The sequence below is a fragment of the Variovorax palleresanus genome (genome assembly GCF_051144945.1).
Lineage (GTDB): Bacteria > Pseudomonadota > Gammaproteobacteria > Burkholderiales > Burkholderiaceae_C > Variovorax > Variovorax paradoxus_S.
In genome coordinates this window covers 4878759-4898815 of record NZ_JBJNVP010000002.1, presented here as the reverse complement: position 1 = coordinate 4898815, position 20057 = coordinate 4878759, and the positions used below count along the sequence as shown (strand labels likewise).

The 20057-nt window shown below is 66.4% G+C and carries 19 protein-coding genes; all 19 read right to left on the bottom strand.

The genetic code is table 11. The features are described from left to right. Positions 1-13: 13 nt before the first annotated feature. The 19 genes from ACJ7Z0_RS26775 to ACJ7Z0_RS26685 all read right to left on the bottom strand — a co-directional run bounded on the left by ACJ7Z0_RS26775 (position 14) and on the right by ACJ7Z0_RS26685 (position 20052). Positions 14-1345 (bottom strand): adenylosuccinate synthase, encoded by a 1332-nt coding sequence (locus ACJ7Z0_RS26775; protein WP_055796373.1) that lies wholly within the window; start codon positions 1343-1345, stop codon positions 14-16. Between the two features lie 23 nt (positions 1346-1368). Further along, entirely contained in the window at positions 1369-2529 is a 1161-nt protein-coding gene (locus ACJ7Z0_RS26770; protein WP_434792256.1) for an ATP phosphoribosyltransferase regulatory subunit, read from the bottom strand. 44 nt (positions 2530-2573) lie between these two features. Next, positions 2574-2762 carry a DUF2065 domain-containing protein gene (locus ACJ7Z0_RS26765; protein ID WP_354399111.1) on the bottom strand — a complete coding sequence of 63 codons (189 nt, stop codon included), beginning with the start codon at positions 2760-2762 and terminating at the stop codon, positions 2574-2576. Between the two features lie 19 nt (positions 2763-2781). Next, on the bottom strand, positions 2782-3684 hold the full coding sequence (gene hflC, locus ACJ7Z0_RS26760; protein WP_431131977.1) for a protease modulator HflC: 903 nt from the start codon (positions 3682-3684) through the stop codon (positions 2782-2784). 17 nt (positions 3685-3701) lie between these two features. Next, positions 3702-5072, bottom strand: coding sequence for an FtsH protease activity modulator HflK (hflK, locus tag ACJ7Z0_RS26755; protein ID WP_434792255.1), 1371 nt, complete (start codon positions 5070-5072; stop codon positions 3702-3704). A 74-nt stretch (positions 5073-5146) separates the two neighbouring features. Continuing rightward, positions 5147-6316: a GTPase HflX gene (hflX, locus tag ACJ7Z0_RS26750; protein ID WP_431131981.1), complete on the bottom strand. Its 1170-nt coding sequence runs from the start codon at positions 6314-6316 to the stop codon at positions 5147-5149. Between the two features lie 52 nt (positions 6317-6368). Further along, entirely contained in the window at positions 6369-6614 is a 246-nt protein-coding gene (gene hfq, locus ACJ7Z0_RS26745) for an RNA chaperone Hfq (protein ID WP_012747311.1), read from the bottom strand. A 163-nt stretch (positions 6615-6777) separates the two neighbouring features. Continuing rightward, positions 6778-8124 carry a ribosome biogenesis GTPase Der gene (gene der, locus ACJ7Z0_RS26740; protein ID WP_431131983.1) on the bottom strand — a complete coding sequence of 449 codons (1347 nt, stop codon included), beginning with the start codon at positions 8122-8124 and terminating at the stop codon, positions 6778-6780. Between the two features lie 51 nt (positions 8125-8175). After that, positions 8176-9318, bottom strand: a complete 1143-nt coding sequence (bamB, locus tag ACJ7Z0_RS26735; protein WP_434792254.1) for an outer membrane protein assembly factor BamB — start codon at positions 9316-9318, stop codon at positions 8176-8178. A gap of 7 nt (positions 9319-9325) precedes the next feature. Next, positions 9326-10018 carry a YfgM family protein gene (locus tag ACJ7Z0_RS26730; RefSeq protein WP_434792253.1) on the bottom strand — a complete coding sequence of 231 codons (693 nt, stop codon included), beginning with the start codon at positions 10016-10018 and terminating at the stop codon, positions 9326-9328. A gap of 4 nt (positions 10019-10022) precedes the next feature. Beyond that, complete coding sequence (hisS, locus tag ACJ7Z0_RS26725) at positions 10023-11333, bottom strand: histidine--tRNA ligase (protein WP_434792252.1); 1311 nt, start codon at positions 11331-11333, stop codon at positions 10023-10025. A gap of 14 nt (positions 11334-11347) precedes the next feature. Continuing rightward, positions 11348-12625 (bottom strand): flavodoxin-dependent (E)-4-hydroxy-3-methylbut-2-enyl-diphosphate synthase, encoded by a 1278-nt coding sequence (gene ispG, locus ACJ7Z0_RS26720; protein WP_434792251.1) that lies wholly within the window; start codon positions 12623-12625, stop codon positions 11348-11350. After that, positions 12622-13611, bottom strand: coding sequence for a helix-turn-helix domain-containing protein (locus ACJ7Z0_RS26715; protein ID WP_434792250.1), 990 nt, complete (start codon positions 13609-13611; stop codon positions 12622-12624). The genes ispG and ACJ7Z0_RS26715 overlap by 4 nt, the downstream gene beginning before the upstream one ends. Further along, positions 13604-14458, bottom strand: a complete 855-nt coding sequence (gene pilW, locus ACJ7Z0_RS26710) for a type IV pilus biogenesis/stability protein PilW (protein WP_431131993.1) — start codon at positions 14456-14458, stop codon at positions 13604-13606. Before pilW ends, ACJ7Z0_RS26715 begins: the two co-directional genes overlap by 8 nt. Positions 14459-14462: 4 nt before the next feature. Beyond that, entirely contained in the window at positions 14463-15614 is a 1152-nt protein-coding gene (gene rlmN, locus ACJ7Z0_RS26705; RefSeq protein ID WP_434792249.1) for a dual-specificity RNA methyltransferase RlmN, read from the bottom strand. 21 nt (positions 15615-15635) lie between these two features. Beyond that, positions 15636-16061 carry a nucleoside-diphosphate kinase gene (gene ndk / locus ACJ7Z0_RS26700; RefSeq protein WP_093011005.1) on the bottom strand — a complete coding sequence of 142 codons (426 nt, stop codon included), beginning with the start codon at positions 16059-16061 and terminating at the stop codon, positions 15636-15638. Between the two features lie 151 nt (positions 16062-16212). Beyond that, positions 16213-18021: a pseudouridine synthase gene (locus tag ACJ7Z0_RS26695; RefSeq protein ID WP_434792248.1), complete on the bottom strand. Its 1809-nt coding sequence runs from the start codon at positions 18019-18021 to the stop codon at positions 16213-16215. Beyond that, positions 18018-18899, bottom strand: a complete 882-nt coding sequence (gene scpB, locus ACJ7Z0_RS26690) for an SMC-Scp complex subunit ScpB (RefSeq protein WP_434792247.1) — start codon at positions 18897-18899, stop codon at positions 18018-18020. The genes ACJ7Z0_RS26695 and scpB overlap by 4 nt, the downstream gene beginning before the upstream one ends. A gap of 127 nt (positions 18900-19026) precedes the next feature. Further along, positions 19027-20052, bottom strand: coding sequence for an RluA family pseudouridine synthase (locus ACJ7Z0_RS26685; RefSeq protein ID WP_434792246.1), 1026 nt, complete (start codon positions 20050-20052; stop codon positions 19027-19029). Positions 20053-20057 lie beyond the last annotated feature (5 nt).

Sequence of the window (20057 nt, the reverse complement as noted above, 5' to 3'; positions counted from 1 at the left end):
GGTTCGTTCCTGTTCAGTCGGCAAGATAAGGGTGGCGCATCATGATCGTGTGGTCGCGATCGGGGCTGGTCGACACCATGTGGATCGGCACGCCCGTGATCTGCTCGATGCGCTGCAGGTAGAGCCGCGCATTGACCGGCAGCTTGTCGTACTGCGTGACGCCGACCGTGCTTTCGGTCCAGCCTTCGAGGGTTTCGTAGATGGGTGTGCAGCGCTCGATTTCGTCGGCGCCCATCGGCAGGATGTCGGTGGTTTCGCCGTCGAGCTCGTAGCCGGTGCACAGCTCGAGCTTTTCGAGTCCGTCCAGCACGTCGAGCTTGGTGATGCACAGGCCCGACAGGCCGTTGACCTGCGCCGAGCGCTTGAGCAGCGCCGCGTCGAACCAGCCGCAACGGCGGCTGCGGCCGGTGGTCACGCCCTTTTCGGCGCCCACGGTGCTCATGTGGTAGCCCGGCGTGCCCGGCGTGGCCCAGTCGAGTTCCGTCGGGAACGGGCCGCCGCCCACGCGCGTGCAGTAGGCCTTGGTGATGCCGAGGATGTAGTGCAGCATGCCCGGGCCCACGCCCGAACCGGCGGCGGCGTTGCCGGCCACGCAGTTGCTGGAGGTGACGTACGGGTAGGTGCCGTGGTCCACGTCGAGCAGCGTACCCTGCGCGCCTTCGAACAGCAGGTTGGCGCCGGCCTTGTGCGCGTCGTTCAGTTCGCGCGACACGTCGGCCATCATCGGCTTGAGCAGCACGGCGTGGCGCATGGCCTCGTCGAAGACCGTGTCGAAGTCGATGGCGGGAGCGCCGAGCACCTGGGTCAGCACGTGGTTGTGCAGATCGAGCAGCACGCGCAGCTTGGTCGCAAAGCGGTCGGGGTGCTTCAGGTCCTGCACGCGCAGCGCGCGGCGGGCAATCTTGTCTTCGTAGGCCGGGCCGATGCCGCGGCCGGTGGTGCCGATCTTCTCGACGCCACCCTTTTCGCGGTAGGTCTCGCGCGCAATGTCGAGTGCGGCGTGGAACGGCAGGATCAGCGGGCAGGCCTCGCTGATGCGCAGGCGCGAGCGCACTTCGACGCCCGCCTTCTCCAGCCCTTCGATTTCCTCGAACAGCTTGGCGGCCGACAGCACGACGCCGTTGCCGATGTAGCACTTGACGCCCGGCCGCATGATGCCGCTGGGAATCAGGTGCAACGCGGTCTTCACGCCGTTGATGACCAGCGTGTGGCCCGCGTTGTGGCCGCCCTGGAAGCGGACCACGCCCTGGGCGCTCTCGGTCAGCCAGTCGACCAGCTTGCCTTTGCCCTCATCGCCCCACTGGGTGCCGACGACGACCACGTTTCTTCCGGTGGTTACGCTCATGCTCGTTCCATTACTTCAAAAATTCAGATGGCTCGGACTTGCCACTGCCCTGCTTGCTCGACGAGCTCGCGGTCGCAATGGAATTCATCGATTTCGCTGCCGTGGCCAGGCAGCACGCAGACCACGGTCTCGCCGGACTTGCGCAATGCGGCAATGGCCTGGCGCAGGCCGGCCGCGTCGCTCCAGGGCGCGCGGATGGCTGCGCGCAGCGGCCGTGCCGGCAGCACGCCGACCAGTTCGCGCACGTCGAGGCTGAAGCCCACCGCCGGACGGTTGCGGCCGAACACGGCGCCGACTTCGTCGTAGCGGCCGCCGCGCACCAGCGCATCGGCCGCACCCGGCACGTAGATACCGAAGCGCATGCCGCTGTAGTAGGCATAGCCGCGCAGGTCGGCCAGGTCGAAGCTGATCTGCCGTGCGGAATCGGCCTGCAGGCTGGTGGCAAGCTGCTTCAGGCCAGCCAGCGCAGCACTCACGGCGGGCGTGCCCTTGAGGGCCTTGGCCGCCTCGTCGAGGACCGACGCATCGCCGTACAGCTGGACCAGCGCGCGCAGCCCGTCGCGCGACGGTGCCGGGAAATCGCGCGTGAGCGCATGCAACTCGCTCGCGTCCTTGGCAACCAGCGCCGCATGCACGCGCGCCAGCACCGAGGCATCGACCGGCACGCCGGCGAACAGCGCCCGAACGATGCGCGCATCTGCCAGGTCGACGATCAGGCCCTCGCCGATCCCCGACGCATGAAGGCAATCGAGCGCCAGCAGCAGGACTTCGGTGTCGGCCTCGAGCCCGGCGTGGCCATAGATTTCGGCGCCGAACTGCAGCGGCTCGCGGGTGGCGTGCGGCCGGTCGGGGCGGGTATGCAGCACCGGCCCGCAGTAGCACAGGCGCGCCACGCCTTCGCGGTTCAGCAGGTGGGCGTCGATCCGCGCCACCTGGGGGGTGGTGTCGGCTCGCAGGCCCATGCTGCGGCCGGAGAGCTGGTCCACGAGCTTGAAGGTTTGGAGGTCGAGCGCCTCGCCGGTGCCCGACAGCAACGACTCCAGGTGCTCGAGCAGCGGCGGCATTACCAGCTCGTAGCCATAGCCACGGGCGGTATCGAGCAGCTGGCGTCGAAGTTCTTCGATGTGGCGCGCCTCGGAAGGCAGCACATCGGCAATGTGATCCGGGAGGACCCAGGCGGACATGGGGATCGGGGGCGTGGTTAAACCGGGATTCTACCGGGACCGCGTTACCCCAAAACCCAAAGGAGGAACAAACCCAGCAAGATGCTGCAAAGTCCGAAGAAACGCAGCTGGCCGTCGCGCAGCTGCATCAGCTGGCCGAAACCGCGCCGCCAGCCGCCCGGCGACACGAAAGGCAGGATGCCTTCGATCACCAGGACCAGCGCAAGCGCGCTCCAGAATATTTCGGCGCTCACGAAAGCCCGGCCTGCAGCCTTAGCGGCGTGCCGCGCTGCCCGCTGGCGTACCGGCGCCCTGCATGGCGCGGAAGAAGTCCGACGAAGGGTCGACCACCATCACGTCGCTCTTCTTGTTGAAGCTCTGCTTGTAAGCCTCGAGGCTGCGGTAGAACTGCGCAAACTGCGGATCGCGGCCAAAGGCTTCGCTGTAGGCGGAAGCGGCCTGGGCATCGCCCTCGCCCTTGATCTTCTGGGCGTCGCGGTAGGCGTTCGCCACGATCACTTCGCGCTGGCGGTCGGCGTCGGCGCGGATCTTTTCGCCTTCGGCATAGCCGGTCGAACGCAATTCGTTGGCAACGCGCTTGCGCTCGGCCTCCATGCGGCGATAGACGGATTCGGTGATGGCCTCCACATAGTCGACACGCGTGATGCGCACGTCGACCACGTCCACGCCCCATGGCTTGGAGCCCTTCACCACAGCCAGCACTTCGCGCTGCACGTCGGCCATGAGCGCCTCGCGGCGCACCGAGATCAGGTCGCGCACGGTGCGCTTGTTGATGTTTTCCTGGAAGGCGTTGCGCACCACGCGGTTGAGCTGCATGGCGCCGGCGTTCTCGTCGAGCCCGACGTTGCGGATGTAGGCCCGCGGATCGCTGATGCGCCAGCGCACATACCAGTCGATGACCACGCGCTGCTTCTCGGCCGTCAGCATGGGCTCGGTGTCGATGCTCGACAGCGTCAGCAGGCGCTTGTCGATGTACGACACGTTCTGGAACGGGGGCGGCAGCTTGAAGTTGAGCCCCGGCTCGATGATCACATCCTTGATCTGGCCAAGGGAATAGACCACGCCGAACTGGCGCTGGTCGACCACGAAGAGGGTCGAGCTCAGCAGCACCAGCAAGACAAGGATCGACGAGGCGATGAATCCGATTCTGTTCATGTTCTTCCTACCCTTGATCAGCGCACGTCACGGTCGCGCGAGCGGCCATCGCGGGCGCGGGTTTCGCCCGTGGCCGGCGCTACCGGAATCACCGACGACTGAGCCGGCGCGGTACCGGCCACGCTGGGGCTGGCGGCATCGACGGGCGTCGCCGGGGGATTGTTGCCGCTCAGCTGCATGAGCTTGTCGAGCGGCAGGTACAGCAGGTTGGAGCCTTGCTTGGTGTCGACCAATACCTTGGTGGTACTTGCATAGATCTGCTGCATGGCATCGGTGTACATGCGGTCGCGCGTGACCTGCGGCGCCTTCTGGTATTCGGCCAGCACTGCACTGAAGCGGCCGGCATCGCCTTGTGCCTGCGCAACGATGCGCGCCTTGTAGGCTTCGGACTCTTCCTTGAGGCGCGACGAGGTACCCGTCGCACGCGGCACCACGTCGTTGGCGTAGGCCTGCGCATCGTTCTTGGCGCGTTCGCGTTCCTGGCCGGCCTTGAGCACGTCGTCGAACGCGGCCTGCACCTGTTCGGGCGGACGCACGCCGCCCTGCTGCAGGTTGATGCCGACGACTTCGACGCCGATTTCGTAGCGATCGAGAATGGTCTGCATCAGTTGCCGCACACGCGGGGCGATCTGATCCCGCTCCTCGGCCAGTGCCGCATCCATCTTCATCTTGCCGACCACTTCGCGCACGGAGCTTTCGGCCACCTGGATGATGGTTTCGGCGGGCGACTTGCTCTGGTAGAGCCAAGCTCGCGCGTTGCTCAGGCGGTACTGCACCGCGAACTTGATTTCGACGATGTTCTCGTCCTCGGTCAACATGGCCGATTCGCGAAGGCCGGTGGATCGCACGATGGCATCGCGGCCCACATCCGTGGAGCGGATCTGCGAAGTCACCACAACTTCGTGGCGCTGGATGGGATATGGCAGCCGCCAGTTGAAGCCGGCGTTCACGGTCGCCTTGTAGTTGCCGAACTGGGTCACGACGGCTTGCTGCCCTTCGTTCACGATGAAGAAGCCGGTGCCGAGCCAGATGAGAACAGCCACCGCTGCAACCAGCCCGAGGCCGAAGCCCGCGTTCTTCATGTCGGGCCTGTAGCCGTTGCCACCACCACCGCCGTTGTTGCCGCCGCTGGGTCGGTTGCCACCGCCCTTGCCGCCGAAAAAGCCGCCGAGCTTGCGATTGAGGTCGCGCCAGAGTTCATCGAGATCCGGTGGCCCCTGGTTCGGGCCTTGACCGCGGGGGCGGTTGCCGTTGTTGTTGTTGCCCGAAGGCGGTGGCGCCGGTGCGCCCGGCGGATCTGCGTCGGGGGGGCGATTGCCGGTCGGGCGGTCGCCGTTGGATGCGGGCTCATCGCCGCGACCCCACCGGCCATCGTTCAGATTGAACATGCCCAGAAACCCTCTCCACGCTGGCTTTGCATTCATTCGCTTCGTTCTCTTGTCAGTGGCGGGATTGTGCCCAATCAATTGGCGGTATCGTGCAATTCAGTGTCGGCCTCTGGGGTCATCGTATCGCCCACGGAGCCCGACCGACGGGCCAGCTCGGCGCGCAGCAAGGGCACGCCCTCGCCGCTGCGGGCGCTGAGGAAGATACGCGGGACCCGCACGCCATCGATTTCCATATCGTCCTGCAGATGCAGCGGATGCTGCGCAGTTTCAAGAGCGTCGAGCTTGTTGAACACCAAAAGCTGCGGAACAGTATCGGCGCCGATGTCGCGAAGAACGGACTGCACCTCGGCCATCTGCTCGGGGAAATGTGGATTGGAGGCATCCACCACGTGCAGCAGCAAGTCGGCGTCGACGGCCTCTTGCAGCGTGGCCTTGAATGCATCGACCAGTCCGTGCGGCAGGTCGCGAATGAAGCCGACGGTGTCCGAGATGGAGACTTGCCGGCGCGCATCGCCCAGGTAGAGGTTGCGCGTGGTGGTGTCGAGCGTGGCAAAGAGCTGGTCGGCCGCATAGGCGCGCGCCTTGACCAGCGCATTGAACAGCGACGACTTGCCCGCGTTGGTGTAGCCGACGAGCGAGATGTTGAAGGTCTCGCGGCGCTCGCGCTGGCGGCGCTGCGTGCCGCGCTGCTTCTGCACCTTGGCCAGGCGCTCGCGCGTGCGCTTGATCGATTCGCTGATCATGCGGCGGTCGAGTTCGATCTGCTTTTCACCCGGGCCGCCGCGCACACCGGCGCCGCCTGTCTGGCGCTCCAGGTGGGACCAGCGGCGAACCAGGCGCGTGCTCAGGTACTGCAACCGGGCAAGCTCGACCTGCAGCTTGCCTTCGTGGGAACGTGCACGCTGCGCGAATATTTCGAGAATGAGGAACGTGCGGTCGTAGACCGCCACGTCGAGTTGGCGTTCGAGATTGCGCTGCTGCGCCGGACTCAGCGACTGGTCGAAGATGACTTCGCTGGCTTGGTGCAGCGCGGCCAGTTCCTTGATTTCGTCGGCCTTGCCGCTTCCAACGAAGAGCGCCGCATCGGGTGCCTTGCGTTTGCATATGAGGCGCGCAACAGGTTCCAGGCCCGCGGTCTGCGCAAGCAGGCCGAGTTCCTCGAGTTCGCTGTCGAAATGGGGCAGCCCGAAATCGACGCCGACGAGAACGGCGGCGCCTTCCTGGCGAGAGTTCAGTTCAGACAAGCGGGATCAATATGGAAAAAGCGCGGCGGGGTTGCCGCCGCGCTCCGCGCGATCAGGCTGCGGCGTCGTCGTTCTCGGCAGCCGAGAAGTTGACGGCACGACCCGGCACGATAGTGGAAATGGCGTGCTTGTAGACCATTTGCGTCACCGTATTGCGAAGCAATACGACGTACTGGTCGAAAGACTCGATCTGGCCCTGCAGCTTGATACCGTTCACCAAATAAATGGAGACCGGCACATGCTCGCGACGCAGGGTGTTCAGAAACGGGTCTTGTAGAAGTTGCCCTTTATTGCTCACGATATTCTCCGTGTTCAAGAGTAGTTGTTGGAGAGATGACCTTAACACAGGGTTTCTGCGTCGCAGCAATCGGGGTCAAAAGCCTTTGAAAAATAACGGTTCTCAAAAGACGGAACTTCCGGCCAAGCCATAGCTCATTGGCTGCCATCAGCCGCCAAGCCCGTTATTCGTCCTTGTCCGCAAACGGATTTTGCGAGCTTTTGAACTGGATGCGCAAGGGCGTGCCCACCAGATCGAATTCCTTGCGGAAGCGCCCCTCGAGAAAGCGCTTGTAGGCCTCGGTCACGTGCTCCAGCGAATTGCCGTGGATGATGATCACGGGCGGATTCATGCCGCCCTGGTGCGCGTAGCGCAGCTTGGGCCGGAACATCCCCGCGCGCTTGGGCGACTGGAACTGCACGGCTTCCAGCAGCAGCCGGGTCAGCACCGGCGTCGACATCTTCCGCGTGGCCGACTTGTGGGCCTGCGCAATGGCCTGCCACACGGGGCCGAGGCCCTGGCGCTTGATGGCCGAGATGAAGTGCAGCGACGCGAACTTGAGGAACGGCAGCCGGGTTTCGATCTGGCGCTGGATCTGCTCGCGCTGATAGCTGTCGACCGCGTCCCACTTGTTGATGGCAATCACCACCGCCCGTCCGCTTTCGAGGATGTAGCCGGCAATGTGCGCGTCCTGGTCGGTCACGCCCTGCGTGGCATCGAGCAGCAGCAGCACGACGTTGGCCGACTCGATGGCCTGCAGCGTCTTGACGACGGAGAACTTCTCGATCGCCTCGAACACCTTGCCCTTGCGGCGCAGGCCCGCCGTGTCGATGAGCTCGAAGCGCTGGCCGTTGCGCTCGAACGGCACCGAGATGGCGTCGCGCGTGGTGCCCGGCAGGTCGAAGGCCACCAGGCGTTCTTCGCCGAGCCAGGTGTTGATCAGGGTGGACTTGCCCACATTGGGCCGGCCAGCCACCGCCAGCTTGATCGGCTTGTTGACGTCGTCGTCTTCGTCCGTCTCGTCATCGGGATCGGGCAGGTTCAGCGGAGCGAGCGCCAATTCGACCAGGTCGCGCATGCCCTGCCCGTGCGCGGCGGACACGCCGTGCACGTCGCCGAAGCCGAGTTCGTAGAAGTCGACCAGCTTGGTGCCGTCGTGCATGCCTTCGGCCTTGTTGGCCGCCAGCACGCAGGGCTTGCCGAGCCGGCGCAGCTCGTTGGCAATGTCGTGGTCTTGCGCCGAAAGGCCCTCGCGGGCATCGACCACGAAGATCACCACGTCGGCCTCGGCCACGGCCTGGCGCGTCTGCTTGGCCATTTCCTTGTAGATGCCGCTGCCGGCGTCGGGCTCGAAGCCGCCGGTGTCGATCACGATGAATTCGTGCTTGCCCAGGCGGCCGTTGCCGTAATGGCGGTCGCGCGTGAGCCCGGCAAAGTCGGCGACGATGGCGTCGCGCGTCTGCGTCAGGCGGTTGAACAGGGTCGACTTGCCGACGTTCGGACGCCCGACCAGTGCCACGACCGGCTTCATGGCCGGCCTTTCAGGGGCGCGGTTTTCATGGTCGGGCCTTGCAAGAAAAAGTTATTCAGGGCGATAGCCAAACACACCGCCGTTCGCAGTCACAACGACAACCGTGTTGCCAGCCATCACCGGAGTGACGCCGATGGCAGAGCCGTCGGGCGTGACGCGGTTGAGCAGCGCGCCGTCTTCGCGCGAAACGAAGTGCAGCGTTCCAGTGCTTTCGCCGATGACCAGCGAACGCCCCACTGCCAGCGGCCCGGTCAGGACGCGGTTCTTGAAGCGGGTCGATTGCCAGGCGCGCTCGCCGTCGGCGCGGCGCCAGGCGACAACGCTGCCATCGCTTTCGGTGCCGTAGACAAAGCTTTCATCGCCGCTGACGCTCTCGGCGCCCACCGCGGGCTTGCTCCAGAGCAGTTGGCCGCGCGCGGTGTCGACGCAGCCGATATTGGCGTAGTAGGCCCGGGCGCAGACGGTGTCGCCGACACGGCTCACGCTGCCCGTCAGATCGACCAGGCGCTCCACGTCGTTGGTGCCGCGCGGTGCCGAAATCGGCGCTTCCCAGCGGGAGGTGCCGTTGGCAGGGTTGATGCCGACCAGGCGGCCGCCGATGCCCGACACCAGCGTATCGCCCACCGCAATCAGGACACCCGACTTCTTCAGCACCAGGTTCTCGGCGGTGCGCTGCTGCAGCCACAGGCGGCGGCCGCTCTGGCCGTCCCAGGCGCTGATGCTGCGGTCGGCGGTCTGCACGAAGACGCGCCGGCCGGCCACCAGCGGTGCGGTGAAGGCCTGGGCCGAGAGCCGCTGCTTCCACAAAACCTTGCCGCCCTCGATGGCGACCAGCTCGTTGTTGGTGGTGACAACCGCAGCCAGCGAGCCGTCGCTGCCGACGCCCGCCGCCAGCTTGGCGCCCGCGTTGGCGCGCCAGGTCTCGCGGCCGGCACGGGCGTCGATGGAGACCACGGTGCCGTCGGAACCGGCGACGGTGACGATGTCGCCGCTGACGTCGGTGGCGAGCGGGAAGCTCACAGCCGGAATGCGCACGCTCCATGCCTGGCGCACGCCAAACAACGCAGGGTTGGCGGGCAGTTCGGCCGGCTTGGGCTTGCTGGTGCCGGAACAGGCGGCCAGCATTGCTGCCAGCAGAATGGCCGAGCCCGCACGCAGGGCGGTCGATTCAGGCATGAGACGCTTGAAATTCATATTGCGATCAGGAAGTTTTGGGGGCTGCTGGCGTGACGGTGATCACGGGTGCCAGGCTCTTCGGGTCGACACCGGCCGCATTGAGCTTGAATTCCACCAGGCGGCGGTAATCGGACGTCGCGCCAAGGCCGGTCCAGGCCTTGCGGTATTCGGCCTGGGCTTCATCGCGCTTGCCCTGGGCCATCAGGATGTCGCCCTTGCGGTCGGCCACCAGCGGTTCGAATTCCTTGGGCACGTTGCCCGACAGCTGCTTGAGCGCTTCGTCGTGGGACTTGTTGTCCAGCAGCTCGGCCGCGAGCCGCAGCTTGGCAACCGCCTGGTAGCCGGGGTCGACAGCGCTTTGCGCCACCCAGCCGAGGGCCGCGCGCGAGGCTTCGAGATTGCCCTTTTCGTACAGCGTCTTGGCGGCCAGCAAACCGGCTTGCTGCGCATAGGCCGTGCCGGCAAAGCGCTCCTTCATGTCGCCCAGCACGCGCTGGATGCGTTCCACGTCGCCGGACTGCGTGCTGCGTTCGACCTCGTCATAGAGCGCCGCGGCCTGTGCCGCCTTGTTGCGCTGGAAATACTGCCAGCCGTTCCAGGCCACGAAGGCACCGGCCACGAGCAGCACCACCCAGGTGATCAGGGTGCCGTAGGTGTTCCAGAAATGCTTGAGCTGGTCGAGCTGTTCCTGTTCGTCGAGATCGAGATGGGTTGCCATGGTGTCAGGTGTTGGGAGCCGGCGATTGTAGGGTGGCGGCCCAGGTGGCCACTTCGGCGAGCGGCCGGGAGGTTTGCGCGCCGCTGCCGTCGCGCAGCGACTTGAGAGTCACTTCGCCGCGCGCAAGTTCATCGGCGCCGAAAATCAGTGCGTAGGTGGCGCCACTGGCGTCGGCCTTCTTGAACTGGGACTTGAAGCTTCCCATGCCGTCGACCGTGGCCGCATGCATCTGCACGCGGACCCCGGCATCGCGCAATTGCTGCAGCGTGCGCAGCACGACCGGCATGGCCGCCGCATCGGGCACCACGGCGTAGACGTCGGGCACTGGCGCTTCAATGGCGGCGCCCTGCTCTTTCATCAGGTCGAGCACGCGCTCGACGCCGATGGCCCAGCCCACGGCCGGCGCCGGCTTGCCGCCGATCTGCGCAATGAGGTCGTCGTAGCGGCCGCCGGCGCACACCGTGCCCTGCGAGCCGAGGCGATCGGTGACGAACTCGAACACGCTCAGGTTGTAGTAGTCGAGGCCGCGCACCAGCCGTGGGTTGATGGTGTAGGCCACGCCGTTGGCATCGAGGATGGCCTTGAGGCCGTCGAAGTGAGCCAGCGATTCTGCCCCCAGAAAGTCGATCAGCCGGGGGGCGGACTCGACCACATCCTTCATCGCCGGATTCTTGGTGTCGAGGATGCGCAGCGGATTGCTGTGCAGGCGGCGCTTGCCGTCCTCGTCGAGCTTGTCGGCGTGCTTCTCGAAGTGGGCAATGAGCTGGGCGCGGTGCAGCGCACGCTCGGCGGGCTGTCCCAGGCTGTTGAGCTCCAGGCGAACGTCGGTCAGCCCGATGGCCTTCCACAGGGCGTTGGCCAGCAGGATCAGCTCGGCATCGACGTCGGGTCCGGCAAAGCCGAGCGCCTCGGCGCCGATCTGGTGAAACTGGCGAAAACGCCCGCGCTGCGGCTTCTCGCGCCGGAACATCGGGCCGGTGTACCAGAGGCGCTTGCCGCCGTCGTACAGCATGTTGTGCTCGATCACCGCGCGCACGAGGCCGGCGGTGTTCTCGGGCCGCAGCGTCAGGTGGTCGTTGTCGCCGTATTTGTCGGAGCGGTCCTGGAAGGAGTACATCTCCTTCTCGACGATGTCGGTCACCTCGCCGATGCCGCGCACGAACAGCGCCGTGTGTTCCAGGATCGGCGTGCGCACGTTGCGGTATGCAAAGCGGCCCATCAGGTCGCGCACGGTGGCTTCGAGCCACTCCCAGCGCGCCGATTCGGGCGGCAATATGTCGTTCATGCCTTTGACGGCATTCAGTTTTTCAGCCATGAGTCTGCGGAGGTTCAGGCCAGGGCAGCGTGCTCGCCGCCAAAGCGCTTTTCGATGTAGTTTTCGACGAGCTGGTGAAACTCGTTGGCGATATTGTCGCCGCGCAGCGTAAGGGCCTTTTCGCCGTCGATGAAGACCGGTGCGGCGGGCGCCTCACCGGTGCCGGGCAGGCTGATGCCGATGTCGGCATGCTTGCTTTCGCCGGGGCCGTTGACGATGCAGCCCATGACGGCCACCTTCATCGTCTCGACGCCTGGATATTTCTTGCGCCAGACCGGCATCTGCATGCGCAGGTAGTCGTCGATCTGCTTGGCGAGTTCCTGGAACGTGGTGCTCGTGGTGCGGCCGCAGCCCGGGCAGGCCGTGACGCTCGGCACGAACACGCGCAGGCCCAGCGCCTGGAGAATCTCGTTGGCGATCAGCACCTCTTGCGTGCGCGACTCGCCCGGCTGCGGCGTGAGCGACACGCGAATCGTGTCGCCGATGCCCTCCTGCAGCAGGATGGAGAGCGCCGTGGCCGATGCCACCGTGCCCTTGGTGCCCATGCCGGCTTCGGTGAGGCCGAGGTGCAGCGGGTAGTCGCAGCGTTTGGCAAGCTCGCGGTAGACCGAGATCAGGTCTTGCACGCCGCTCACCTTGCACGACAGGATGACCTGGTTGCCGGCCATGCCCATCGACTCGGCCAGCTTGGCGGATTCGATGGCCGAGGTGATCAGCGCCTCGTACATCACCTGCTTGGCGTCCCAGGGTTCGGCACGCTGGCTGTTGATGTCCATCAGGCTGGCAAGCAGTTCCTGGTCGAGGCTGCCCCAGTTGACGCCGATGCGAACGGGCTTGTTCCAGCGCATGGCCGCATCGATCATCTGGCCGAACTGGCGGTCGCGCTTGTCGCCCTTGCCCACGTTGCCGGGATTGATGCGGTACTTGCTGAGCGCCTCGGCGCAGGCCGGATAGTCGGTGAGCAGCCGGTGGCCGTTGTAATGAAAGTCGCCGATCAGCGGCACGTCGATACCCATGCGGTCGAGCTGCTCGCGGATGTAGGGCACCTGGGCCGCGGCTTCGGGCGTGTTGACGGTGATGCGCACCATCTCGGAACCCGCAGTGGCGAGCTCCTTCACCTGGATGGCCGTGCCGATGGCATCGACCGTGTCGGTGTTGGTCATGGACTGCACCCGCACCGGTGCGTCGCCGCCGACCGTGACGGTGCGCGCGCCCCAGACCACCTGGGCCTGGCGCGAGCGGCGCGCCTTGGGCGCCGCCGATTCGATGGGTTGCGGAGTGCAGTCGGTCACGATGTCACCTCGAAACGCGCCACGCCGCCGCCGCGCGTGACAGGCTTCAGATCGTAGGGCTTTCCGCGCACTTGCACATCGACCGCCGAGGCCCGGCCCACCACCACCGACAGCGGCAGCGCGCCCGACAAACCGACGGTTTCGCCAGCCTTCAGGCTGCGGCGCAGCAGCTGCTTGCCGCCGGCTTCCGTGACCGTGATCCAGCATTCTTCGCGCGCGACGAAGACAAGCGGCTGGTTGCCGCCCGCAGTGGCGGCGGTGGCCGATGTGGGCGCTGCCGACGCGGCGGCGGCGCTCGTGCCGGCCACGGTCAAGGCTGCCGAGGGAGCAGTGCCAGCCGCCGGTGCGGCAGCTGTCGCGGACGTTGCAGGCGTGACAGGGGCCACCGGCGTGACCGGTGCGTTTTCGACGACAACGCCCGGCCCGCCTGGCGCCGGTGCAGCCGTGGGCGCCCCGGCCACCGAGCTTGCATCGCCCTCGCTGCGCGTGGTCCAGCGCGACACGGCGGCGCCGACCTGGTCGAAAACCGATTGCGGCAGCCAGAACAACACGGCCGCGCCGAGCAGAAGCAGCGCCACCACCATCAACAGCGGACGCGACGGAAGCCCGCTGGAGCGGCCGCCGTTCCAGCGCGGCGTGCCTGAAACGACGTTGCCCTTGAGCGTGCGGTCGGCCGTTGCGAGCGGCGCGCGCTGCGCCCCCGGCAGCTTTGCCAGCACGGGAGCGGGATCGATGCGCAAGGCGCGGCAGACGCTGCTTGCCAGGGCCCGGGCAAAGACCGGGTCGGGCAGCGAGCCGATGTCGTCGGCCTCGAGCGCCATGAGTTTTTGCGGCGGCACCTTCAGGGCCGCGGCCACCATTTCGATGTGCAGCCCGTGCGCCTCGCGTGCCTCGCGAAGTATCTCGCCGGCCGTCTTGTGCGTGATGTCGCCTTCCTCGAGCGGCAGTGCCGCGGAAGTGCCGAACTCCGAAACCCGTTCAGTCATTGAAATTCCCGCGCTCGTACGCTATTGCCTCCCGGGATTGCGGGAAGCGCCGTTGCAGTTGCCCTCCCAGCTGCGCCACAGCTTCGCGGTTGTTGAGCCGTCGTTCGATCTTGACGCCAAGCCAGAGCGTTTCGGCATTGGCCGAAGGACTGTTGTTGACGCGGCGGATGTAGAACTGCGCACGCTGCCATTCCTCGCGCTGCGCCAGCAACGAAGCCAGGTTGAGCCCGACCACCGGATTGCCGGCATCGATCTCGTAGGCCTGCATCAGGCTTCGCTCCGCCTCCGGACGCTGGCCCGCCCTGAGCTGGCAGACACCCTGCGTCATCAGCGTCTTGGCTCGATCCGTGTAGCTCGGCACCGCAAGGGCGGCGGTGAACTGCTGGGCGGCATCGCCAAAACGGTTCTGCTGGCACAGCAGCCAGCCATAGTTGTGCCGCACGTTGGGATCGCGCGGGCTGATGGCACTGGCGCGGCGGAAACTGTCTTCGGCCAAGCCGGCGTCCTCGAGCCGCATGTAGACGAGGCCGCGCAGGTTGTAGGCATCGGCGTTGTTGGGGTCGGCGGCCAGCGCCTGCTTGATCTCGTCGAGCGCCACGGTGTTCTGGCCGTGCTCGAAATAGCCCGACGCCAGTTCCATGCGCAGCCGGGCGCGGCGCTGCCGGCTGGACTCGTCGGACTCGGTGACGATCTCGGTGCCCTTGCCGGAACTGGTATCGGCCAGGCTGGTGGTGGTGGTGCGCGTATTGACGCAGCCTGCGAGCAGAAACGCCACGGCGACACCGGCAACGCTTGCGGCCAGCAGCCGCTGTGCACTCGCGGTTGCCATCGGAAAGGCCATGCTCATTGGGTCAATGCTCCTGGGGGACGGTCTTGCGAACCGGATGCAAAACAACAGGGCGCTCCGAAACGACACGGCGCTGGGCCATGCGTTCGGCCGCGCGGGTACGGTCCTTGACATCGCCGGCCAGCTGTCCGCAGGCGGCATCGATGTCGTCGCCGCGCGTCTTGCGCACGGTGGTCACCAGGCCCGCCTCGCTCAGCGTCCTGGCGAATGCCAGCACGCGTGGCTGCGGCGAACGCAGGAGGCCCGAGGCCGGAAACGGGTTGAATGGAATCAGGTTGAACTTGCACGAGATGCCATGGGCGCGGACGAGTTCCACCAGCTGCCGCGCATGCTCGGGCTGGTCGTTGACGCCGTCGAGCATGCAGTACTCGAAGGTGATGAAGTCGCGCGGCGCATGCGCCAGGTAGCGCTTGCAGGCCTCGATCAATTCGGCGATCGGATACTTGCGGTTGAGCGGCACGAGATCGTCGCGCAATGCATCGTTGGGCGCATGCAGCGACACTGCCAAGGCCACGGGGCAGTCGGTGCCCAGGCGGTCGATCATCGGCACCACGCCGGAGGTCGACACCGTGACGCGGCGGCGCGAAAGGCCGTAGGCGTTGTCGTCGAGCATGGTGCGCAGCGCGGGCACCAGCGCGGTGTAGTTCTGCAGCGGCTCGCCCATGCCCATCATCACCACGTTGGAGATGACGCGCTCATCGCGCTTCAGGTGCTTGCGCAGGAAGTGCTCGGCAAACCACAGCTGGGCGACGATTTCGCCCGTGCTCAGGTTGCGGCTGAAGCCCTGATGCCCCGTGGAGCAAAAACGGCAACCCACCGCGCAGCCGGCTTGAGACGACACGCACAGCGTGCCGCGGTCGTCTTCGGGAATGAATACGGCTTCGACGGCATTGCCGTCGCCGACGTCGAACAGCCACTTGATCGTGCCGTCCTTGGATTCGTGCTGCGTGAGGACAGGAAGAGCCTCGACGCGAGCGGTGGTCGCGAGCTTTTCGCGCAGCGACTTGGCCAGATCGGTCATCTGGGCGAAGTCGTTGGCGCCACGCTGGTGGATCCAGCGGAACAGCTGCGTGGCGCGGAAGCGCTTCTCGCCGAGCTTTTCGCAGAACGCAGCCAGCCCCTCGAGATCGAATTCGAGCAGGTTGGCCGTGGTCATGAAATCAGCCGGGGTGCGGCTTCAGCGCGCGTAGACGTTGAGGCCGGCGAAGAAGAAGGCCACTTCGTTCGCTGCGGTTTCAGCAGCGTCCGAGCCGTGCACGGCGTTGGCGTCGATGCTGTCGGCGAAGTCGGCGCGAATGGTGCCGGGGGCCGCCTTCTTGGGGTCGGTGGCGCCCATCAGGTCGCGGTTCTTGGCGATGGCGTTCTCGCCTTCGAGCACTTGCACGAACACGGGGCCGGAGATCATGAACTCGACCAGATCCTTGAAGAAAGGACGTTCCTTGTGGACCGAGTAGAACTGCTCGGCTTCGTTGCGCGACAGATGCACCAGCTTGGCGGCGACGATCTTGAGGCCGGCAGCTTCGAAGCGGGAAACGATCTTGCCGATGACGTTCTTGGCAACGGCGTCGGGCTTGATGATGGAGAGGGTACGTTCGATAGCCATTGAAGTGCTTCCTGAGCTTTGATTTTGAAGTGTTTTGTCACAACTGCGACGAATTTGTTGCGTCGTGCGTCGACAAAGCCTCTGATTTTAACCGGCGCAACCCCCGGGATTGGTGAAAACCCCGCGAAAGGCTGCGCTGTAGAGCTGGGTTTCAGCGTCCGCGGCGCCGATTTCCGCCTGGCCCGCCGCCACCGCCGCCGAAACCGCCGCCCGACGGACCGCCGCCACGGCGCCCCGGTCCCTGGCGCTGTTCCTTGCGCTGGCGCGAAAAGCTGTCGGCGCCGATGTAGCCAAGCGAGGTCTTCATCGGATCGGGCTGGTTCGCGCCGCTTGGCTGACGTTCATCGCCCTGGCGGTTGCCGCGGTTGCTGTTGTTGTTGCCGCGGCGCCCTTGCCCTTGCGGCGGCAGGCCTGCGTTGCCGCCACCGCCACCGCCTCGGTTGGCGCGCCCTCCGCGCTCGCCGCGCGGCGGCCGGCCGTCGCCGAGCGGGTTCGGAATGGGTGCGTCGCGGCTTTCATCGCGCGGCGGCTGGCCACCACCGGCATTGCGGTTGCCGCGCCGCTTCTTGTTGCGGCCGTTCCTGCCGCCGCCCGCGCCATCCTGTCCGCCGGGGCCGCGTTGCTGCTGCTGCGGGGGACGCGGTGCGCCGCCGCCCGACGCCTGGAACAGCGCGTTGATGTCGCGCTCGTCCAGTTCCATCCAGGCGCCGCGCTTGAGGCCGCGCGGCAGCACCATGGCACCGTAGCGGATGCGGATCAGGCGGCTGACCGCATGGCCCACCGATTCGAACAGGCGCCGCACTTCGCGGTTGCGGCCTTCGGAGATGGTGACGCGGTACCAGTGGTTGGAACCCTCGCCGCCGCCCTCTTCGATGGTGCCGAACTGGGCCATGCCGTCGTCGAGCCGAACGCCTTCGAGCAAGCGCTTTTTTTCCTCGGCATCGAGCGCGCCCAGCACGCGCACCGCGTATTCGCGCTCCAGGCCGAAGCGGGGGTGCATCAACTGGTTGGCCAGGTCGCCGGAGCTGCTGAACAGCAACAGGCCTTCGGTGTTCAGGTCGAGCCGGCCGACCGATTGCCACTTGCCCTGCTGCAGGCGCGGCAGCTTGCGGAACACAGTGGGCCGGTTCTGCGGGTCGTCATGCGTGACGACTTCGCCGACGGGCTTGTGGTACGCGATGACGCGCGGCGGAGGCGGCGCAATGCGGTAGCGGATCGGCTTGCCGTTGATCTTGACCTGGTCGCCGTACTGGATGCGCTGGCCGATGTGGGCCGGCTCGTTGTTGACCGAGATACGGCCCTGAAGAATCAGCTGTTCCATCTCGAGGCGCGAGCCCAGGCCCGCTTGCGCCAGCACTTTGTGCAGCTTGGGCGAGTCGGCTTCGGGCAGCAGCACCCGCTTGAGCGGCGGGACCTCGGGGCTCTCTTCGTCGGCATCGAACTGGCCGGAGATGACGTCTGCGAAACGGATCGGCTCAGGCGGCAGCGCATTGCGCTGCTCGCGCTCGGCGGCCCGGCGTGCGCGGTCGAGGTCGTCCTCTTCCTCGTCGGGCTCTTCTTCCTCTTCATCTTCGTCGTCATGGGCGCTGTCGCGCGCAGCCTCTTCCACGCGGCGCTCCTGGCGTTCTGCATCTGCGGCGGTGGCTGCAACCTCGACTGGAGCCTCGGAGACCGGAGCAGCAGCCGGGGCCGCATGCGTCACAGGCTCGGAAACCTCGGCAGTCTCGGGAGTCTCGGCAGCCGCGGGTGCTGCGGCCTCGCCCTCGACAGCCTGCTCCGCGGCCTTCTTCCGGCGCGGACGCCGTTTCTTGGGAGCTTCGCCCTCGCCGGCCGCCGTGGATGGGGCATCCGCGCCAGCGTCCGAAGACTGGCCGGACGCTTCCGTCGTCCCCGCCTCTTTTTTCTCGGCTTCGGGCGGGACCGGCACGATGGCCGCGTCGTCGATGTCGGAGGAGCTCATTGGTTTTTTCCGGGAGAAACAGCGTGGGGATCGGCCTCGTCGGACGACGGGACTTCGGATTCGAGTTCAGCGGGCAACTCGACTTCCGGGACGGCGGGGATTTCTGCGGGCTCTTCGTTGGAAGCCGCATCCTCGGCGAATTGCGCGGCGGCAGCCTCGACGGCTTCGACGGCTTCGACGGCTTCTTCAACGGCCTCAGCCGCTTCGGGGGCTTCAGCGGCAGGCGAGGCAAGTTCGGTGTCTGCTTCCAGGCCCTCTTGCGTCATGGCGGAAGCATCGGCATCGGAGTCACCGGAAACCTCCATCGGCAGGCCCGGCTGGTTGCCGGAGGCTTGGTCGAGCGCATCGACGAGCGCCGCCTTCTGCGCCGGCGTCTCGATCAGCGGCAGCTGGTCGAGGGATCCCAGGCCGAGATCGTCGAGAAACTGGCGCGTGGTGGCATAGAGCGCGGGCCGGCCGACGGTTTCGCGGTGGCCGATCACCTCGACCCAGCCGCGGTCTTCGAGCTGCTTCAGGATGAGGGAGTTGATGGTGACGCCGCGAATGTCTTCCATGTCTCCGCGCGTGACCGGCTGGCGGTAGGCAATGATGGCCAGCGTTTCGAGGGCAGCACGCGTATAGCGCGGCGGCTTCTCGGGATGCAGGCGATCGAGGTGGTCGCGCATCTCGGGCCGGCTCTGAAAACGCCAGCCGCTGGCGACGTTCACCAGCTCCAGGCCGCGTTGCGCCCAGTCTTCCTGCAGTTCAAGCAACAACACCTTGATGGTGTCCGCACCCAGCTCGTCGTCGAACAGCACGCGCATGTCGCGCACTGGCAGAGGCTGGCTCGAACAGATCAAGGCGGTTTCGAGAATGCGCTTGGCATCCGCCGTATTCATGGTTCGCGTTATCCGGGAAAAGGCGTCTCAGGGACGCTTGTTCAGAAGGATGGAAGAAGGCGCTGCCGGCACGCGGCGAGTGCAACGCAAGGCCGGCATCGGGGTGGCCGGCGCGGCCCTCGGGCCGTCAGGCGCGATTGTAATCCAGCCCCCAGGCCCGCAACGCATGAACGAGATCGGCGGGCGGAAGAGAGCGGAACTCCATCGGCGCCTGCGTGACGGGATGCACGAACGCAAGCCTGAAGGCATGCAGCGCCTGCCGCTCCAGACCCGCGGCCGGCGCGCCTCCGTAGAGGGCGTCGCCAACCAGCGGATGCCCGATCGACGCCATGTGCACGCGAATCTGGTGGGTTCGGCCGGTTTCCAGGGTGCACCGCACGGCACAGCCCCCTGCATTGCTGTCCAGCCGCTCGATGAGCGTGCGCGCCGTCTTGCCCGCGTGGCGCTCCAGATCGACCACGGCCATGCGCAAACGGTTGCGCGGATCGCGGCCGATGGGCGCGTCCACCTGGCGGGCCGCGGCTCCTGTCCAGGGTTTGTGGCCGATTGCGAGGTACTGGCGCTTGACCTCGCGCGCCGCAATCAGCGCCACCATGGCATCCATGGCCGCCCGGGTCCGCGCCACGACCATCAGCCCGCTGGTGTCGCGGTCGAGCCGGTGCACGATGCCTGCGCGCGGCAGCAGCGAAGCCTTGGGATCGAGCGCCAGCAGGCCGTTCAGCAGCGTGCCGCTCCAATGCCCCGGGGCCGGGTGCACCACCAGGCCGGCCGGCTTGTCGACGATGCGCAGGTGCTCGTCCTCGTGCACCGTGACGATGTCCATGGCCTCGGGCCGGAAGGCCTGGCTCTGGGGCGTCGGGCGCAGCTCGATGCGCCCGGCCTGACCGGCACGCACGGTGGCGGAAGCCTTCTGCACTGTGCGCCCTTGCAGCTCCACGGCGGCGGCTTCGATCAGCTGTTGCAGATAGTTGCGAGAAAATTCCGGCACCAGCGCGGCCAGCGCACGGTCCAGCCGCAGGCCGTGCTCGGCCTCGCCTATGACGAAGGGCCGCAGTTCGCTGGGCTCGACCGGGTCCGCGCCCTCATCGACCTCGGCCGTGTCAGGGGCAATGTCCAGGGGGTCGGTCGATATAATTGAGGGCAACTGTTTCACGAAAG

What these genes read in the sequence shown, in the direction of transcription:
- bamB (WP_434792254.1), bottom strand. Translation starts at nt 9,318, where the DNA reads ATGAATTTCAAGCGTCTCATGCCTGAATCGACCGCCCTGCGTGCGGGC.
- ACJ7Z0_RS26695 (WP_434792248.1), bottom strand. Translation starts at nt 18,021, where the DNA reads ATGAGCTCCTCCGACATCGACGACGCGGCCATCGTGCCGGTCCCGCCC.
- hflK (WP_434792255.1), bottom strand. Translation starts at nt 5,072, where the DNA reads ATGTTCAATCTGAACGATGGCCGGTGGGGTCGCGGCGATGAGCCCGCA.
- ACJ7Z0_RS26730 (WP_434792253.1), bottom strand. Translation starts at nt 10,018, where the DNA reads ATGGCAACCCATCTCGATCTCGACGAACAGGAACAGCTCGACCAGCTC.
- scpB (WP_434792247.1), bottom strand. Translation starts at nt 18,899, where the DNA reads ATGAATACGGCGGATGCCAAGCGCATTCTCGAAACCGCCTTGATCTGT.
- ACJ7Z0_RS26715 (WP_434792250.1), bottom strand. Translation starts at nt 13,611, where the DNA reads ATGACTGAACGGGTTTCGGAGTTCGGCACTTCCGCGGCACTGCCGCTC.
- rlmN (WP_434792249.1), bottom strand. Translation starts at nt 15,614, where the DNA reads ATGACCACGGCCAACCTGCTCGAATTCGATCTCGAGGGGCTGGCTGCG.
- der (WP_431131983.1), bottom strand. Translation starts at nt 8,124, where the DNA reads ATGAAGCCGGTCGTGGCACTGGTCGGGCGTCCGAACGTCGGCAAGTCG.
- ACJ7Z0_RS26775 (WP_055796373.1), bottom strand. Translation starts at nt 1,345, where the DNA reads ATGAGCGTAACCACCGGAAGAAACGTGGTCGTCGTCGGCACCCAGTGG.
- ndk (WP_093011005.1), bottom strand. Translation starts at nt 16,061, where the DNA reads ATGGCTATCGAACGTACCCTCTCCATCATCAAGCCCGACGCCGTTGCC.
- hisS (WP_434792252.1), bottom strand. Translation starts at nt 11,333, where the DNA reads ATGGCTGAAAAACTGAATGCCGTCAAAGGCATGAACGACATATTGCCG.
- ACJ7Z0_RS26770 (WP_434792256.1), bottom strand. Translation starts at nt 2,529, where the DNA reads ATGTCCGCCTGGGTCCTCCCGGATCACATTGCCGATGTGCTGCCTTCC.
- pilW (WP_431131993.1), bottom strand. Translation starts at nt 14,458, where the DNA reads ATGAGCATGGCCTTTCCGATGGCAACCGCGAGTGCACAGCGGCTGCTG.
- hflC (WP_431131977.1), bottom strand. Translation starts at nt 3,684, where the DNA reads ATGAACAGAATCGGATTCATCGCCTCGTCGATCCTTGTCTTGCTGGTG.